The 13,681-nt window shown below is 69.6% G+C and carries 5 protein-coding genes, 1 tRNA gene and 1 rRNA gene; 6 read left to right on the top strand and 1 reads right to left on the bottom strand.

Going from position 1 to position 13,681, the window contains the following annotated elements:
- The 3 genes from rrf to ACFWBD_RS15195 all read left to right on the top strand — a co-directional run.
- Nucleotides 1–95: ribosomal RNA gene (gene rrf / locus ACFWBD_RS15205) — 5S ribosomal RNA — on the top strand; the annotation flags it as partial.
- Nucleotides 96–209: 114 nt separating this feature from the next.
- Nucleotides 210–872 carry a DegT/DnrJ/EryC1/StrS family aminotransferase gene (locus tag ACFWBD_RS15200; RefSeq protein WP_385667048.1) on the top strand — a complete coding sequence of 221 codons (663 nt, stop codon included), beginning with the start codon at nucleotides 210–212 and terminating at the stop codon, nucleotides 870–872.
- 75 nt (nucleotides 873–947) lie between these two features.
- A tRNA-Thr gene (locus ACFWBD_RS15195) sits at nucleotides 948–1,023 on the top strand.
- 58 nt (nucleotides 1,024–1,081) lie between these two features.
- Here the strand turns inward: ACFWBD_RS15195 and ACFWBD_RS15190 are convergent.
- The gene (locus tag ACFWBD_RS15190; RefSeq protein WP_385667046.1) at nucleotides 1,082–3,823 is read right to left on the bottom strand and encodes a SpoIIE family protein phosphatase; all 2,742 of its coding nucleotides are present in this window, start codon (nucleotides 3,821–3,823) and stop codon (nucleotides 1,082–1,084) included.
- Nucleotides 3,824–4,198: 375 nt separating this feature from the next.
- Here ACFWBD_RS15190 and ACFWBD_RS15185 point away from each other — a divergent pair, with 375 nt between their 5' ends.
- The 3 genes from ACFWBD_RS15185 to ACFWBD_RS15175 all read left to right on the top strand — a co-directional run bounded on the left by ACFWBD_RS15185 (nucleotide 4,199) and on the right by ACFWBD_RS15175 (nucleotide 13,503).
- A complete protein-coding gene (locus ACFWBD_RS15185) occupies nucleotides 4,199–9,661 on the top strand; it encodes a HAMP domain-containing protein (RefSeq protein ID WP_385667045.1) in 5,463 nt (1,820 codons plus the stop codon).
- A 261-nt stretch (nucleotides 9,662–9,922) separates the two neighbouring features.
- Nucleotides 9,923–10,612 carry a response regulator gene (locus tag ACFWBD_RS15180; RefSeq protein WP_314224539.1) on the top strand — a complete coding sequence of 230 codons (690 nt, stop codon included), beginning with the start codon at nucleotides 9,923–9,925 and terminating at the stop codon, nucleotides 10,610–10,612.
- Between the two features lie 164 nt (nucleotides 10,613–10,776).
- Nucleotides 10,777–13,503: a DNA translocase FtsK gene (locus ACFWBD_RS15175; RefSeq protein WP_385667044.1), complete on the top strand. Its 2,727-nt coding sequence runs from the start codon at nucleotides 10,777–10,779 to the stop codon at nucleotides 13,501–13,503.
- The last annotated feature ends 178 nt before the right edge of the window (nucleotides 13,504–13,681 follow it).

Below are 13,681 nucleotides of genomic sequence, written 5' to 3'. Positions count from 1 at the left end.
AAACGCCCGGTTACATTCCGAACCCGGAAGCTAAGCCTCACAGCGCCGATGGTACTGCAGGGGGGACCCTGTGGGAGAGTAGGACACCGCCGAACAATCATTCAAAGGGTTGGTCCCTGAACTTTGGTTCAGGGACCAACCCTTTTTTGTTTTCGGCCACTTGAAGTTCATGTTCCGCCTTCAGCATCCACGGCATGGGTACTGCTGCAATGCTCAGGGCCGCAGGTGTCGGAGTCGGTGACGAGGTCATCGTGCCGGCGTTCGGGAATGTGGAAGTCGCCGGATCAGTTGCCCTTGCGGGTGCGCTTCCGGTGTTCGCCGATGTCGACCCGGTGACGTACTGCCTGGACCCGGCCGCCGTCGAAGCTGTCGTCACTACGTGCACCGCGGCCGTCGTCGTCGTGCACCGCTTCGGCAGGCCGGCGGATGTGGGGCGGCTGCACGGGGTGGGACAGCGGCACGGGCTGCTGGTGCTGGAGCAGGGCGAGTCCGAGGCGCCGTACGACGAGGTCGCACAGCGGCGGGAGCGGGCGGCTTACCTGGACGGGCGGTTGCGTGGGGTGCGGATGCCGGACGGCGGGGACGGACACACGTATCAGCAGTACGTCGTACGGGTGCCGGGGAACGGGCGGCCCGACCGGGATGCCTTCGCGCGGGCCTTGCGAGGAAAGGGAGTCGAGTGCCGGGTGCCGGTGAAGACTCCGGTGCACCGGCTGCCCGAGTTCCGGCGGTGTGTGTCGCTCCCGGAGACCGAGCTCGCCGCGGACGAGACCCTGGCGCTGCCGGTGGACGCCTCGTTGACGAAGCGGGACATGCAGCGGATCGTGTCCGCGTGCAACGCGCTCGGCGGACTGCTTCAACCCGCCTTCTGAACGAGTTTGGGAACACCGGCCAGTTCGGGGTACGATCTGTTCTGTTGCCGCGAGGGAAACCTTGAAAAGCGACCGGCCCTCTTAGCTCAGTCGGTAGAGCGTCTCCATGGTAAGGAGAAGGTCAACGGTTCGATTCCGTTAGAGGGCTCCACAAAGAAGGCCCCCACCCTTTCGGGCGGGGGCCTTCTTCATGTCCGGCGTTCTTTTTCTCACGCCACTCGCATCGCCAGGATCGCCATGTCGTCGGACGGGGCGTCGGACGCGAAGCGTTCCACCGCGCGCATGATGCGGGCCGCGACCGCGCCGGCTGTGAGACCCGTGCAGGTGGTGAGGACGTCGGCGAGACCGTCGTCGCCCAGCATGCGGGTGCCCTCACGGCGTTCGGTGACGCCGTCCGTGACGCAGAGCAGGACGTCGCCCGGATCGAGGATGACCGTCTGCTCGTAGAGCTCCAGGTCCTCCATGACGCCCAGCAGCGGCTGCGGCTCGGCGGCCGCCTCGACCGTGCCGTCCTGGCGCAGGCGCAGGGGGAGCGGATGGCCGGCGCAGACCACCTTCAGCTCGGCGCTGCCGTCCTCATGCGGGCGCATCTCGCCGTAGAGGAGGGTCAGGAAGCGGCTGCGGGCACCCTCGTCGAGGATGGCGGAGTTGAGACGCTCCAGGACGGCCGGGCCGCTCAGGCCCTCCCTGGCCAGGAGCCGCAGAGCGTGCCGGGCCAGTCCCGTCACCGCCGCCGCGTTCGGTCCCGTGCCGCAGACGTCGCCGATGGCGAAGCCGTAGACGCCGTCGCTGATGGGGAAGACGTCGTAGAAGTCACCGCCGACTTCGTTGCCCTCGCCGGCCGCTCGGTAGATGACCTCGACCTCGACGCCGTCGATCTTGGGAGTCTCCGGGGGCAGGAGGCTGCGCTGGAGGGCCTGGCTGATGGCCGTGCGCTCCGAGTAGAGGCGGGCGTTGTCGAGGGCGAGGGCCGCTCGGCGGCTCAAGTCCTCGGCCAGTTCCAGGATTTCCTGGCGGAAGTGCTCGTCGGTGGGCTTGCCGAGGGTCAGCATGCCGATGACGCGGTTGCGGGCGACCAGGGGGAGGACGACCGTCTCACCGCCCACCGCCGAGGCGGTGGCGAGCGTGGGGCCGATGCCGGACGCCATCTGGTGGGTCGGGCCGCCGGTCAGGCCGAGGCTGCGCATGGAGCTGCGCAGGGCCGCGTCGTGCGCGGCGGCGGCCGGGGCCGCCCAGACCCGGGCGCCCGGGGTGGGGACAGGGTCGGGCGGTGCGATCTTCGAGAGCAACGACTTGATGCCGTCGATGAGTTCCTCGTCCTCGTGCAGGACGTACGACAGGTAGGGGTCGGAGGCCTGGTCGGCGATCGTGTAGACCGCGCACCAGGTGGCCAGGGTCGGGACCGTCATCTGGGCCATCAGAGCCAGGGTCTGATCGCGGTCCAGGGTGCCCGCGAGGAGGTCGGAGGCCTCGACGAGGAAGCTGAGGGAGCCTCGGCGCAGGCGCTCCAGCTCGCCGAGGCGGGCCGACTCCACGGCCAGGGCGATGCGGTCGGCCGCGAACTGGAGGCGCAGGGCCTCCTCGTTGGAGTAGCGGCCCGCGTCCTCCGCCGCCACGCCGAGGGACCCCGTGAGGCGGCCCTCGACCTTGAGGGGGACGGTGACGACGGAGCGCATGCCCGTGCCGTTCAGCAGGGGTACGGCGCCGGGGACGGCCAGGAGGTCCTCGTGGACGGCCGGCATGCGGGCCGAGCCGTAGCGGCCGGGGCCCGCCTCGACGGGCACGCGCGCGAAGCGCTGGCGGGCGGAGGGCAGGCCCGTGGAGGCGCGGACCTCCAGCTCCGTCTCGTCGTCGGTCGCCAGGAGGAGGAAGGCGGAGTCGCCGTCGAGCATGTCGCGGGCGCGCTCGACCGTGCGCTGGAGGAGGCCGTCGAGGTCGTCCGGGGCGGGGGAGCCGATGAACACCTCGAAGGGGTCGGTGTTCTGGCCGTCCGAGGTGGTGGCCTGGTCGGAGGCCGGGCCGCGCGACGGGGTCTGGAGGACCGCGCGTTCGTGGTCGCGGACGAGGAGACAGACCGTGGAGGGTTCGCCGTCGGTGTCGCGGACGCGGAGGTGGGAGGCGTACACGGGTGTGACACGGCCGTTGGCGCCGCGGATGCCGTAGCTGCCCTCCCAGCGGGAGAGCTGGAGGGCCTCGACGATGCCGGTGCTCGTGCCGGGCGTGTGCGGCCAGGCGGCGAGGTCGGTGAGGGGTTTGCCGGTGACCTGGTCCGCCGGGTAGCCGAAGAGTTCCTCGGCGTCCTCGTTCCAGGCCGAGATGGCGCCCGCACGGTCGATCTGGACGACGGCCACGCGCACCCGGCTGTCGGCGAGCGGGAGGAGGTCGGCCGGGAGGGCGGGGCCGGCCGTGCGGGTGCCGACCGGGCGGTCGGGGAGGTCGAGCTGGAACCAGACCTGCTTGTGGGTGGGGGTGTACTCGACGCCCCAGCGGCCGGCGATGGCCGCGCACAGCTGGAGGCCACGGCCGCCCTCGCGGTCCGGGCTGCCCATGGTGGCGAGCGAGCCCTGGAGGGGGATCTCACGTTCGGGGTACCGGTCGGACACCTCGACGCGTACGCCGTCGGCGCTGCGCAGACACAGGACCTCGGCGTGGGTGCCCGCGTGGACGACCGCGTTGGTGACCAGTTCGCTGGTGAGGACCACGGCGTCGTCGATGATGTCGGCGAAGCCCCAGCCCTGGAGGGTGTCGCGGACGAAGGAGCGGGCGGTCGCCACCGATCTCCCGACGGGCTCGAAACTGGCAGCCGCGCGCGCGGTGATCACTGAACTCCTCGGCCGGTCGTCGACGTGCAGGGCTCCCTGGCCGGTCAGGTCGCCTCGCTGGTGGGGCGGGCGCGTGCCGACGGGCCGGGGGTCCGGGGTCTGTCCCCCCGGGATCAGTCCGGTGGTCATGTGTGCGGCCGCCCCTCCGATGCCCGCTCGTGCTCGTGCCACCGCCCAGGCCGGTCGGACCGGCGTGGCTGGACAGCCGTATGCAAGGTTACTTACCTTCGCGGTCCCTAAGGATGCCGGTCGCCAGTGTTTCCGCCCGAGGGTGTGCGGACGATGTGCGAAGCTGCCGAACTGTTATGGCCTGGTTCGGCAAGGGTGAAACACTGGGCAGGCTTGTTGTGAAGGTCCGGGCAGACTGGGTGTCTTCTGAGTACAGGGGGCAGCAGTCCCCCGGGTCCGCCTGATTTCATCGGGCGGAAAACCGAGCGGCAACAGGTGCGGCGAGCAGTAACACCCAGGCACAGCGGTAACGGTCGACCCCTGCGGGAGGGACAAGTGGAGTCTGGCGCAGCGACGCGGGGCACTAAGGCGCGCGCGAAAGGCGGACAGTCTCTGAGCAGGCCACGGACACCGGGTGGCGGGACGACCGTCGTGGACACGGCGGCCCTGAACCGGCTGCTGGGGGCCCTCGGCTCCATGCGGGACGGTAATTTCCGCAAGCGGCTCACGGTGTCCGGCGACGGCGTGATGTCGGAGATCGCGGCCGTCTTCAACGAGGTCGCGGACCGGAACCTGCATCTCACGGGTGAGCTGTCGCGGGTGCGGCGCATGGTGGGACGTGAGGGAAAGCTCACCGAACGGCTCGAGACGGGCGCCTGTGAGGGGTCGTGGGCCACGGCCGTCGACAACTCGAACGCGCTGGTCGACGACCTTGTACGGCCTGTTTCCGAGGTCGGGCGGGTGCTGTCGGCGGTCGCCGAGGGTGATCTGTCGCCGCGGATGGAACTCAGGACGCAGGCGCCGGAAGGGACCGGGCATCCGCTGCGTGGCGAGTTCCTGAAGGTCGGGCGGACGGTCAACAACCTCGTCGACCAGCTCTCCACGTTCACCGACGAGGTCACGCGTGTGGCCAGTGAGGTGGGGACCGAGGGCAAGCTGGGCGGTCAGGCCCAGGTGCGCGGTATGTCCGGTTCGTGGAAGGACCTCACCGAGTCCGTCAACACGATGGCGTACCGGCTGACGGCGCAGGTGCGGGACATCGCGCTGGTGACGACGGCCGTGGCCAAGGGTGATCTGTCCCGGAAGGTGACGGTTCACGTCGAGGGCGAGATGCTCGAGCTGAAGAACACCGTCAACACGATGGTGGACCAGCTCTCCGGGTTCTCGGTCGAGGTGACCCGGGTCGCCCGCGAGGTGGGCACCGAGGGCATCCTCGGCGGCCAGGCGCAGGTGTCCGGCGTGGACGGCGTGTGGAAGGAGCTCACCGATTCGGTGAACACCATGGCCGGGAACCTGACGGCCCAGGTGCGCGGGATCGCGGAGGTGACGACGGCGGTCGCCAACGGTGACCTGTCGCAGAAGGTGACGGTGTCGGCGCGCGGTGAGGTCGCGCAGCTCGCGGACACGATCAACCAGATGACCGAGACGCTGCGGACCTTCGCCGACGAGGTCACGCGTGTGGCCAACGAGGTGGGGGCCGCGGGACAGCTGGGCGGCCAGGCGAACGTGCCGGGCGCGGCGGGTACCTGGAAGGACCTGACGGACTCCGTCAACACCGTCTTCCGGAACCTCACCACGCAGGTGCGGGACATCGCGGCCGTGACGACGGCCGTGGCCAGCGGAGATCTGTCGCAGAAGGTCACGGTGGACGTGGCCGGCGAGATGCTGGAGCTGAAGAACACCGTCAACGGGATGGTCGACCAGCTGTCGGCCTTCGGCGCCGAGGTGACCCGCGTGGCGCGGGAGATCGGGGTCGAGGGTGAGCTGGGCGGCCAGGCTCAGGTGTCGGGTGCGGCCGGGACGTGGAAGGACCTGACGGACTCCGTCAACACGGCGTTCCGGAATCTCACCGGACAGGTGAGGAACATCGCGCAGGTCACCACGGCCGTGGCCAACGGTGATCTGTCGCAGAAGGTCACCGTGGACGTCTCCGGCGAGATGGCCCAGCTGAAGAACACCGTGAACACGATGGTGGACCAGCTGTCGTCGTTCGCCGACCAGGTGACCCGGATGGCCCGGGACGTGGGCACCGAGGGCCGGCTGGGCGGGCAGGCCCGGGTGGACGGGGTGTCGGGCACCTGGAAGGAGTTGACGGACTCCGTCAACTCGATGGCCGGGAACCTGACCTCCCAGGTGCGCAACATCGCGCAGGTGACGACGGCCGTGGCCCGTGGTGACCTGTCGCAGAAGATCGACGTCGACGCGCGCGGGGAGATCCTCGAGCTGAAGAACACCATCAACACGATGGTCGACCAGCTCTCCGCCTTCGCCGACCAGGTGACCCGGGTGGCGCGGGACGTGGGTACCGAGGGCCGGCTGGGCGGGCAGGCGCAGGTGCCCGGCGTGGCCGGTGTGTGGCGGGACCTGACGGACTCGGTGAACGGCATGGCCGGGAACCTCACCGCCCAGGTGCGCAACATCGCCCAGGTCGCCACCGCGGTGGCCCGCGGTGACCTGTCGCAGAAGATCACCGTGGACGCGCGCGGGGAGATCCTCGAGCTGAAGAACACCCTGAACACGATGGTCGACCAGCTGTCGTCGTTCGCCCAGGAGGTCACGCGTGTGGCCCGTGAGGTGGGTACGGAGGGGCAGCTCGGCGGGCAGGCCGAGGTGCAGGGTGTCTCCGGCACCTGGAAGGACCTCACGCAGTCCGTGAACTTCATGGCGAACAACCTGACGATCCAGGTGCGTCAGATCGCCGAGGTCACGACCGCGGTCGCCAAGGGCGACCTGTCGAAGAAGATCACGGTCGACGCCAAGGGCGAGATCCTGGAGCTCGTCACCACCGTCAACACGATGGTGGACCAGCTGTCGTCGTTCGCCGAGCAGGTGACCCGGGTGGCCCGCGAGGTGGGCACCGAGGGGATCCTGGGCGGTCAGGCGCACGTGCCGGGCGTCACGGGCATCTGGAAGGACCTCAGCGGCAACGTCAACCTGATGGCCAAGAACCTGACCATGCAGGTGCGCAACATCTCCCAGGTCGCGGCGGCCGTCGCCAACGGCGACCTGACGCGGCAGGTGACGATCGAGGCGCGCGGCGAGGTCCAGCAGCTCGCCGACACCTTCAACACCATGGTGAAGACGCTGAGTTCGTTCGCCGAGCAGGTCACCAAGGTGGCCCGTGAGGTGGGCACGGACGGCATCCTGGGCGGTCAGGCGCATGTGCCGGGTGTGGCGGGCACCTGGAAGGACCTCACCGACTCGGTGAACGGCATGGCGTCCAACCTGACCGGTCAGGTGCGCAACATCGCCATGGTCACGACGGCCATCGCCAAGGGTGACCTGACGAAGAAGATCGACATCGACGCGCGCGGGGAGATCCTCGAGCTGAAGACGACCATCAACACGATGGTCGACCAGCTGTCGTCGTTCGCCGAGGAGGTCACCCGGGTCGCCCGCGAGGTGGGTACCGAGGGGCAGCTGGGCGGTCAGGCACGCGTGCGTGACGTCGACGGCACCTGGCGCGACCTGACCGAGTCCGTGAACGAGATGGCCGGGAACCTGACCCGGCAGGTGCGTGCCATCGCGCGCGTGGCGACCGCGGTGACCCGTGGTGACCTGAACCTGAAGATCGACGTGGACGCGTCCGGGGAGATCCAGGAACTCCAGGACTACATCAACAAGATGATCGCCAACCTGCGCGACACCACGATCGCCAACAAGGAGCAGGACTGGCTCAAGGGCAACCTCGCGCGCGTGTCCGCCCTGATGCAGGGCCGGCGCGACCTTCAGGACGTGGCCTCGCTGATCATGAGCGAGCTGCCGCCCCTGGTGGCCGCGCAGCACGGTGCGTTCTTCCTGGCGATGCCGCCGGCCGAGGGCGGCGCGGACCTGTACGAGCTGCGGATGCTGGGCTCGTACGGCTACTCGATGGGCTCCATGCCGACCTCGTTCCGGCCCGGTGAGGCGCTGGTCGGGACGGCGGCGGAGGAGAAGCGGACGATTCTCGTCGCGAACGCCCCGACCGGCTATCTGAAGATCTCCTCGGGGCTCGGCGAGGCGCCGCCCGCGCAGGTGATCGTGTTGCCGGTGCTGTTCGAGGGCCAGGTGCTCGGGGTGATCGAGCTGGCGTCGTTCACGCCGTTCACGCAGATCCAGAAGGACTTCCTGAACCAGCTCGCCGAGATGATCGCGACCAGCGTCAACACGATCTCCGTCAACACCAAGACGGAGCAGCTGCTGAAGCAGTCGCAGGAGCTGACCGAGCAACTGCGGGAGCGGTCGGCCGAGTTGGAGCAGCGGCAGAAGGCCCTTCAGGCGTCCAACGCCGAACTGGAGGAGAAGGCCGAGCTGCTGGCCCAGCAGAACCGCGACATCGAGGTGAAGAACACCGAGATCGAGGAGGCTCGGCAGGTTCTGGAGGAGCGCGCCGAGCAACTCGCGGTGTCGATGCGGTACAAGAGCGAGTTCCTCGCCAACATGTCGCACGAGCTGCGCACACCGCTGAACTCGCTGCTGATCCTGGCCAAGTTGCTCGCCGACAACGCGGACACCAACCTGACGCCGAAGCAGGTCGAGTTCGCCGAGACGATCCACGGCGCGGGATCCGACCTGCTCCAGCTGATCAACGACATCCTCGACCTGTCGAAGGTCGAGGCGGGCAAGATGGACGTCTCGCCGACGCGGATCGCGCTCGTCCAGCTGGTCGACTACGTGGAGGCCACCTTCCGCCCGCTGACCGCGGAGAAGGGCCTCGACCTGTCCGTGCGGGTGTCGCCGGAGCTGCCGGCCACGCTGCACACCGACGAGCAGCGGCTGCTCCAGGTGCTGCGCAACCTGCTGTCCAACGCCGTGAAGTTCACCGACTCCGGGTCGGTCGAGCTGGTCATCCGGCCGGCCGGGGCGGAGGTTCCGGTGGCGATCCGGGAGCAGTTGCTGGAGGCCGGTTCGCTGACCGACGCGGACGCGCCGCTGATCGCGTTCTCGGTGACCGACACCGGCATCGGGATCGCGGCGAGCAAGATGCGAGTGATCTTCGAGGCGTTCAAGCAGGCGGACGGCACCACCAGCCGTAAGTACGGCGGTACCGGCCTCGGGCTGTCGATCTCGCGGGAGATCGCGCAGTTGCTCGGTGGTGAGATCCACGCGCAGAGCGAGACGGGCCGTGGCTCGACGTTCACGCTGTATCTGCCGCTGCACCCGAGCGAGCTGCCGCCGCAGGGCTACCAGCAGGTCGTGCCCGCTCTGGAGGCCGGTGACCTGGTGGCCTCGGAGAACGGGGCGCGCGAGCTGTCGGAGCTGTCCGAGGCGGAGATCCAGATGCCGGCCGAGGTGCGGTCGTACCAGGACGCGCAGAACGGGCCGGCGGCTCTCTTCCGGCGTCGGCGCCGACTGGTGAGCGGCGGCGAGCAGGTGGGGCGGCCGGAGCAGTGGCCGGCCCGAGTGCAGGAGGCCGGGGCGCACGCGCGCGAAGGCATCCGGTTCGGCGGTGAGAAGGTGCTGATCGTCGACGACGACATCCGCAATGTCTTCGCGCTGACCAGCGTCCTGGAACAGCACGGTCTGTCGGTGCTGTACGCGGAGAACGGCCGTGAGGGCATCGAGGTCCTGGAGCAGCACGACGACGTGGCGGTCGTCCTGATGGACATCATGATGCCCGAGATGGACGGCTACGCGACTACCACGGCCATCCGCAGGATGCCGCAGTTCTCCGGGCTGCCGATCATCGCGCTGACCGCGAAGGCGATGAAGGGCGACCGGGAGAAGGCGATCGAGTCGGGCGCCTCCGACTACGTGACGAAGCCGGTGGACCCCGATCACCTGCTGTCGGTGATGCGGCAGTGGATGAGGGACGAGTGAGGTGACCTGCGGCGTGGCGGGAACCTTCGGGAGGCGCCCGGAGTTGCTGACTCAGGGTGTCCGTTGTCGTGTAGCGGGATGGAATTCGGGGAACCTTCTGGTCTCCTGCTGCGTTCCTGCTACGTGCACAGTGACATCACGGTGACAGGGTGTGGCGACGGTCGGGGTGCGGCTACCATGACCGGCACAAGGAAGGGCGGCGCAACGGAGTCGTCCCCAGGGGCGGCGCCCGGTGCACTGCCGGGGCGAGGAGGGCGGGCCATGGTGCAGAAGGCCAAGATCCTCCTGGTCGATGACCGGCCGGAGAATCTGCTGGCGCTGGAGGCGATCCTCTCTGCGCTCGATCAGACGCTGGTGCGGGCATCGTCCGGGGAAGAGGCGCTCAAAGCACTGCTGACGGACGACTTCGCGGTCATTCTGCTGGACGTCCAGATGCCGGGCATGGACGGCTTCGAGACGGCCGCGCACATCAAGCGGCGGGAGCGGACCAGGGACATCCCGATCATCTTCCTCACCGCGATCAACCACGGGCCGCACCACACCTTCCGCGGATACGCGGCGGGCGCGGTGGACTACATCTCCAAGCCGTTCGACCCGTGGGTGCTGCGCGCGAAGGTCTCGGTGTTCGTCGAGCTCTACATGAAGAACTGCCAGCTGCGCGAGCAGGCGGCGCTGCTGCGTCTGCAGTTGGAGGGCGGTGGCGGCAAGGCCGCCGCGGGCGGTGGCGTCAAGGAGTCGGCGGGGCTGCTCGCCGAGCTCTCCGCGCGGCTCGCGGCCGTCGAGGAGCAGGCCGAGGCCCTGTCCAAGCAGTTGGACGATGAGTCGGCGGACGCGGCGGCGGTGGCCACGGCGGCGCACCTGGAGCGCAAACTCACCGGTCTGCGCCGGGCGCTGGACGCCCTGGAGCCGGGCACCGGCAGCGGCACGGCCGCGCTGCCGTCGCCGAACTGAACGGAACTGACGCGTGCGACGCATCCAGTTGTGCGTGAGGGCGCGTCAGTTCCACCTTCACCGAAGGAGAACGTGTCAGTTCCGCGCCTTCGGAACGGCGACACGAACGGGTGAAGCAGTAGGCACACGTGTCCGCTGTGGTCTCCACCGGTAACCTCACACCCATGGCCTCACGTCCGTCCGCAGCCAAGAAGCAGCCCGCCAGGAAGGCGGCTGCTCCCGCGAAGGCTCCGGCGAAGAGGGCCGCCGCCAAAAAGGCCCCGGCGAAAAAGGCGCCCGCCAGGAAAGCCGCGGCCAGGAAACCCGTGTCCGCGCCGGCCCCCAGCCCCACGGGGGGCGTCTACCGGCTGGTGCGCGCCATCTGGCTCGGACTGGCGCACGCCGTCGGCGCCGTGTTCCGCGGCATAGGGAACGGCGCGAAAAACCTCGACCCCGCCCACCGCAAGGACGGCGTCGCGCTGCTGCTGTTCGGCCTCGCGCTGATCGTCGCCGCGGGGACCTGGGCAGACCTGCGCGGCCCGGTCGGCGACCTCGTCGAGATCCTGGTGACCGGCTCCTTCGGGCGGCTCGACCTGCTGGTGCCGATCCTGCTGGCGGTCATCGCCGTGCGCTTCGTCCGGCACCCCGAGAAGCCCGAGGCCAACGGCCGTATCGTGATCGGCCTGTCCGCGCTCGTCATCGGCGTGCTCGGCCAGGTCCACATCGCCTGCGGCGCGCCCGCCCGCAGCGACGGCATGCAGGCGATAAGGGACGCGGGCGGACTCATCGGCTGGGGTGCGGCGACTCCGCTGACGTACACCATGGGCGAGGTTCTCGCCGTCCCGCTGCTGGTGCTGCTCACGGTCTTCGGGCTGCTGGTCGTCACGGCGACCCCGGTCAACGCCATCCCGCAGCGGCTGCGGCAGCTCGGGGTGCGGCTGGGTGTGCTGCACGACCCGGCGGCGGACGAGTACGACGACCTCGACGACGACGCGCGCTACGACGAGCAGTGGCGCGAGGCGCTGCCCCCCGGGCGCCCCCGCCGGCGCTCGGGCGCCCCCCAGGCGCACGATCCCGAGGACGCCGAGCAGGAGGCGCTCTCCCGGCGGAGCGGCCGTCCCAGGCGTTCCGCGGTGCCGCAGCCGGCCATGGACCGGCGGCTGGACGCCGTGGACATCGCCGCGGCCGCCGCGGCCGACCTCGACGGCGCCGTCCTGCACGGCATGCCGCCCTCGCGGATCGTCGCCGACCTCACCCAGGGGGTGAGCGGCGGCGACGGGGAGCCGACCACGCCCACGCCCGTTCCGGCACCGGCCTCCCGGCCCAAGCAGGAGAAGCTCAGGACGGGCGGGGGAGCGGTCCCGGACCTGACCAAGTCGGCCCCCCAGGAGACGCGCGAGCTGCCGCCGCGCGCGGAGCAGCTCCGGTTGTCCGGCGACATCACCTACTCGCTGCCCTCGCTCGACCTGCTGGAGCGCGGCGGCCCCGGCAAGGTGCGCAGCGCGGCCAACGACGCGGTCGTCGCCTCGCTGACGAACGTCTTCACCGAGTTCAAGGTCGACGCGGCCGTCACCGGCTTCACGCGCGGGCCGACGGTCACCCGCTACGAGGTCGAGCTGGGCCCGGCCGTGAAGGTCGAGCGGATCACCGCGCTGGCGAAGAACATCGCGTACGCCGTCGCCAGCCCCGATGTGCGGATCATCAGCCCGATCCCCGGCAAGTCCGCGGTCGGCATCGAGATCCCGAACACCGACCGGGAGATGGTCAACCTCGGCGACGTGCTGCGGCTCGCCGAGTCCGCCGAGGACGACGACCCGATGCTGGTCGCCTTCGGCAAGGACGTCGAGGGCGGCTACGTCATGCACTCGCTGGCGAAGATGCCGCACATGCTGGTCGCCGGCGCCACCGGCTCCGGCAAGTCGTCCTGCATCAACTGTCTGATCACCTCGGTCATGATCCGGGCGACCCCGGAGGACGTCCGGATGATCCTGGTCGACCCCAAGCGGGTCGAGCTCACCGCCTACGAGGGCATTCCGCACCTCATCACGCCGATCATCACCAACCCCAAGCGGGCCGCCGAGGCGCTCCAGTGGGTCGTACGCGAGATGGACCTGCGCTACGACGACCTCGCCGCGTACGGCTACCGGCACATCGACGACTTCAACCGCGCGGTGCGCGAGGGCACCGTCAAGCCGCCCGCGGGCAGTGAGCGCGAGCTCCAGGCGTACCCGTACCTGCTGGTGATCGTCGACGAGCTCGCCGACCTGATGATGGTCGCGCCGCGTGACGTCGAGGACTCGATCGTGCGCATCACGCAGCTCGCGCGCGCGGCCGGCATCCACCTGGTGCTCGCCACCCAGCGCCCGTCGGTCGACGTCGTCACCGGCCTGATCAAGGCGAACGTGCCCTCGCGGCTCGCTTTCGCCACCTCCTCGCTCGCCGACTCGCGCGTCATCCTGGACCAGGCGGGCGCCGAGAAACTGATCGGGAAGGGCGACGGGCTGTTCCTGCCGATGGGCGCGAACAAGCCGACCCGTATGCAGGGCGCCTTCGTGACCGAGGCCGAGGTCGCGGCCGTCGTACAGCACTGCAAGGACCAGATGGCGCCGGTCTTCCGGGACGACGTCACGGTGGGCACCAAGCAGAAGAAGGAGATCGACGAGGACATCGGCGACGACCTCGACCTGCTGTGCCAGGCCGCCGAGCTGGTCGTCTCCACCCAGTTCGGATCGACGTCCATGCTCCAGCGCAAGCTGCGCGTCGGCTTCGCCAAGGCCGGACGGCTGATGGACCTCATGGAGTCGCGGAACATCGTCGGGCCCAGCGAGGGTTCCAAGGCGCGTGACGTTCTCGTGAAGCCGGACGAGTTGGACGGCGTGCTCGCCGTGATCCGGGGGGACTCTGGGGGGTAGACGTCAGTCAGGGAAGCGCAGGCCGGCCGTGACTCACCCGTTAGAGAGCAGTGGGCAACCGTTTCCCTTTGGCATACGTCCAGTTGAGCGAGAGGACAGGTGCGGCTCCCCGCCGGGGCCGTAACCGGCCCGTCATCGGTGTGACCGGCCATACCGATGGCGTACAAAGTCGTACCGC

It is taken from the genome of Streptomyces sp. NPDC060002 (assembly GCF_042737245.1).
Classification (GTDB): Bacteria; Actinomycetota; Actinomycetes; order Streptomycetales; family Streptomycetaceae; genus Streptomyces.
Note: the sequence above shows the minus strand (reverse complement) of the source record. Positions and strands in the feature narration are given on the sequence as shown.

Bases quoted from the DNA above. Each gene is read 5' to 3' on its own strand.
- ACFWBD_RS15200 (WP_385667048.1), top strand. From the start codon at position 210: ATGCTCAGGGCCGCAGGTGTCGGAGTCGGTGACGAGGTCATCGTGCCG.
- ACFWBD_RS15190 (WP_385667046.1), bottom strand. From the start codon at position 3,823: ATGACCACCGGACTGATCCCGGGGGGACAGACCCCGGACCCCCGGCCC.
- ACFWBD_RS15180 (WP_314224539.1), top strand. From the start codon at position 9,923: ATGGTGCAGAAGGCCAAGATCCTCCTGGTCGATGACCGGCCGGAGAAT.
- ACFWBD_RS15175 (WP_385667044.1), top strand. From the start codon at position 10,777: ATGGCCTCACGTCCGTCCGCAGCCAAGAAGCAGCCCGCCAGGAAGGCG.